The sequence below is a fragment of the Buttiauxella sp. S19-1 genome (assembly GCF_022134725.1).
GTDB classification, from domain to species: domain Bacteria; phylum Pseudomonadota; class Gammaproteobacteria; order Enterobacterales; family Enterobacteriaceae; genus Buttiauxella; species Buttiauxella ferragutiae.
Window position 1 is genome coordinate 1 of record NZ_JAHWLU010000206.1, and the last position, 3,671, is coordinate 3,671.

Sequence of the window (3,671 nt, forward strand, 5' to 3'; positions counted from 1 at the left end):
TTCTTATTGTTAATAAGCAGCTCATGGGTACTGATGTGCAGTTCTATGCAATAGATGGAGGCAATAATTTGGCTGGGATTTTTCTTTCTCCAGAGCAAGCCATGCTGGCACAAACCTCTATAAAAAATAGGACTGAATGGCCGTATATCCCAGAAATGAATGAGCCATGGTATGGGCAATATCATTGATTTACAGATTTTGTGATACTCAGTTCTTTCTACGAAAAAAACTTTTTTTCGGTTTAACTGTTCACTCTGTTCACCCAGCATTTTTATGATTTAAAATCATAATGTTAGGTGGTGAACAAACGGTGAAGGGTGAACAGTCCATTGTTCACCCCGGCCATTTTCAGGCGTAAAAAAACCGGCTTGCGCCGGTTATGTGGGTTAAATCGCGAGGGTGTCATCGCACTTGGGTAGCCAGTCGGGGTTGCTTTCCTCTGCCAGCATCAGGTTGGTCTGTGTTCCCTGTTTCGTGTGCCGCTTCTCATAATCCAGCCCGTACTCCTTGAGCATCATCGGCAGTCCCAGCCCGAACATTTTCAGGCTTAGTACATTCTTGTAGCCGTTCGCCTCCATATAGGTCAGGTAGGCATGGTAAAGATAGTTACGGGGCTGTCGCGGCACGATATTAGCGTTCCCCATAAACATGCCGTTTGGCTGTGCCAGCGCTTCGAGGTAGCCGCAGAAATCAAACACCGGATCGGCATCGCGCTTGATGCTGATAGCCTCGTCGGAGTTCTGCTGCGCCTGGAGCAAATTGCGCGCCGTCGCCGGTTGGCTAAATTGCTGCATAAGCTGGCGTACAATCACGGCCAGCTCTCGCGAGATTTTATCCCGGAGCTGCGGGTCGCGTTCTTCCGGGGCAATCTGCTCCGGGAAATGCAGAATGACACGACGACGGGAAACACCGCCGCTGCGGTCGGTAAAGCGCATCGGGTTATTGTTCACGGCCAGTATCACCGCCGGGATATGCGTCGAGTAGGCGTCGCGGTATTTCGGGTCGACCGAGACCGCATCGCCGCCGGTGATGGCTTTAATCCCCGCACCGTCACCGCTCCATTTCTCCTGGTCAGGGAGAATAATCAGCGAGTAGCCAATCACCGCCGCACGTTCGCGGGATGATTCCAGTGTCTCGATGGTGGCTGAGGTGGTGTTGTCTTTTCCGGCGAGCATGGTGGCAATCTCGGCCATGATACTTTTACCGCTGCCACCAGGCCCCGTCACTTCGAGAAAGAGCTGCCAGTCGTAGCGGTTCGCCAGCACCATAAATAGCGCGGCGAGAATAATGTCGCGTTTCTGTGCGTTGCGTCCTGCGGCACGGTCGAGCCACTGCCAGAAATGCGGTGCATCGCGCTCCAGCGTTTCCCCGGGCACCGGCGGGGTGAAATCCACATCACACAGGGTACGCAGCCAGTGCGTTTTGCTGTGCGGATTAAATATGCCGCTGGTCGTATCGAGTACGCCATTACGGAAACCTATCAGGCGTCGTGCCGGGGCTTCGTGCTGCGCGAGTATCAGTTTCAGGGTATCGACCACCGCCGAGATTTTCCCCGACGAGAAACCGGCACCGATACGCTGGAACAGTGCCGCCACATCGCGGGCAAATTGCGTGGACGGCAGCACTTTCCAGGCACCGGCTTCATAGCGGGAAATAATCTCGCCATTCGGATCAACGGCCAGTGCATGCCCGTAATGTTCGCTCACACGCATCGCCTTTTCACTGGTACTCATGGCGGTAAATTCAGCCTCGCTCATTTGCTCGAACGGGCTAACCGCCGGTGCTTTTACGGTTTCCTGCAATGCGCTGCGGGTGGCTTCTTCCCCGTGCTGCATAAATGCATCATTCCAGTCACCAAATACCGGCGGCAGCGCGACCATTCCCTGACAGGTATTTGCAGCGGCTGCGGCTTTGGTCTGCCCGTCGCCGTTGAGGTCACGGTCGGCAGCAATGATGATTTGCTGTGCCGGGTGCCGTTCCCGGACAAGGCTTGCCAGAGAAAGAAGGTTCACGGACGAGAGCGCCACCAGAACGGTATCGCCGGTGAGCAGGTTTACCGTCAGGCCGGTGGCATGCCCCTCCACTAACCAGAGCCGTTTTGAGGCGGTGTTTTTCCCCCCGATGGTGTGGCAGGTGCCTTTCACCTGACCGCCTTTGAGCGTGCGTTTGGTGCCGTCAGCATTGATGAGCTGGAGATTAACCAGTTCCCCCTCCGGAGTGTGCAGCGGCACGATGACATCACCGGCGCGGTAAGTGATGGTTGCCACTTTATGCGTGGTGGTCAGCACCTGACAGGCTCGCTGTGCTAACCCCTTGCGGGTGAGATAGGCATTACCGGTGGCCGTGCGGCTGGACTCAAATAAACGGGCGGCGAAGGTTGCGGCCTCCCTCATCGCTTTATTACTGTCCGGGGCGGTGACGACTTCATCCGCTGGCACCGGCGGCAGATTGCCGGTCACGCTGTTGACCTGGCTTGCGGCCTCAGTGACCGACACCGCCAGCACTTTAGAGACCAGTGTCAGGCCGTCACCGGCTCCGCACTGGTTACAGTACCAGGTGCCGCGCCCGTCTTTATCGTCAAAGCGGAAACGGTCTTTGCCCTGGCAGACCGGACAGGGCTGATGGCGGTTAAGCACCACATTCACCCCCAGCGCCGGGAGGATGTGCGGCCACTGGCCTTTAGCGGCATTCACGGCTTCGGTAACTTTCATGTTCATTATTCTTCCCTCACGGCTTTGCCGCTTGCCTTAACTGGCGGGCGCAAAGCTTATCCATGACAGCCAGCCCGAAAAATGACAGCGCCGGTGTTGCCACGAGTGCATCGGGTTGCAGTAAATCCCCGAGTAACTCGCAGGCAATTTCCCGGCCTTTTTCCTCGCCATACTGGCGCAGATAAAATCCCTCCAGTTCACCGGCAATGGTCTCCTCCAGTGTGGCAAGGGTAAGCTGCGGATAGCGTTTATCCTGCTGGCAGACAGTGAGCCAGGCACAGGCCACGGCGCGACGGTAGAGAGCAGCGCGCAGAACGGGGGAAAGTGAGATTTTTTTCATTGGTTTTTCTCCGGAGCCATCCAGCTCATATTGCAGCGTTCGACCACGGCGTCGAGCTGCGTGGTCATCAGAAACAGCAGTGAGGCGAGTTGTGTTTGTTGTGCGGGTGGCTGGTTCATCACGGTGCATTCCTGATGCTCCAGCAAATCCCCGGCGAACTGGCCGACACGTAATAAATGTTCAAGGCAGCGCAGGTCATCCAGCGTAATGGTGGCGTTAATTCCGGACGGTGTTACCGGCTGGCTGATATTCATGATTCGGTCTCCTGAGGGTGTGCGAAGCCCTGTGCAGATACGCACATAAAATGTTTAATTAGTTTTTAATTACAGATAATGGCGGTAACTGTTATCCGGTTCAGGGCGGGAAATATCACGCCACGAATACACCACCGGTTTATTGTTAATAACCGGTCTGTTCTCTTCCGGATAAATATCAATATTCCGTTTACGCCAGATTTGTAATACCAGGTCGTTCGTTATTATTTTCAGCACGGTATAACGGTTCTCAGGGTTGCGCTTAAATAAGTCAGGACGCAGGCAGGTAAATTCCCGCAGGAAACGCCCGAGTGGTATCTCGATAATCTGCCCATCTGACTCAATACGAATAAGGATGGTGTAGGG

The 3,671-nt window shown here is 54.9% G+C and carries 4 protein-coding genes and 1 pseudogene; 1 reads left to right on the top strand and 4 read right to left on the bottom strand.

The features are described from left to right. Nucleotides 1-188: pseudogene (locus MES37_RS23765) on the top strand (hypothetical protein); the annotation flags it as partial. 198 nt (nt 189-386) lie between these two features. Here the strand turns inward: MES37_RS23765 and MES37_RS23770 are convergent. The 4 genes from MES37_RS23770 to MES37_RS23785 form a co-directional block, all read right to left on the bottom strand. After that, on the bottom strand, nt 387-2,717 hold the full coding sequence (locus tag MES37_RS23770; protein WP_237932770.1) for a primase-like DNA-binding domain-containing protein: 2,331 nt from the start codon (nt 2,715-2,717) through the stop codon (nt 387-389). Between the two features lie 10 nt (nt 2,718-2,727). Further along, nucleotides 2,728-3,051, bottom strand: a complete 324-nt coding sequence (locus MES37_RS23775) for a DUF5375 family protein (protein WP_237932771.1) — start codon at nt 3,049-3,051, stop codon at nt 2,728-2,730. Further along, nucleotides 3,048-3,305 (bottom strand): hypothetical protein, encoded by a 258-nt coding sequence (locus tag MES37_RS23780; RefSeq protein WP_237932772.1) that lies wholly within the window; start codon nt 3,303-3,305, stop codon nt 3,048-3,050. Before MES37_RS23780 ends, MES37_RS23775 begins: the two co-directional genes overlap by 4 nt. A 69-nt stretch (nt 3,306-3,374) precedes the next feature. After that, the coding region (locus tag MES37_RS23785) for a hypothetical protein (RefSeq protein WP_237932773.1) at nt 3,375-3,671 on the bottom strand (297 nt) is incomplete at its 5' end.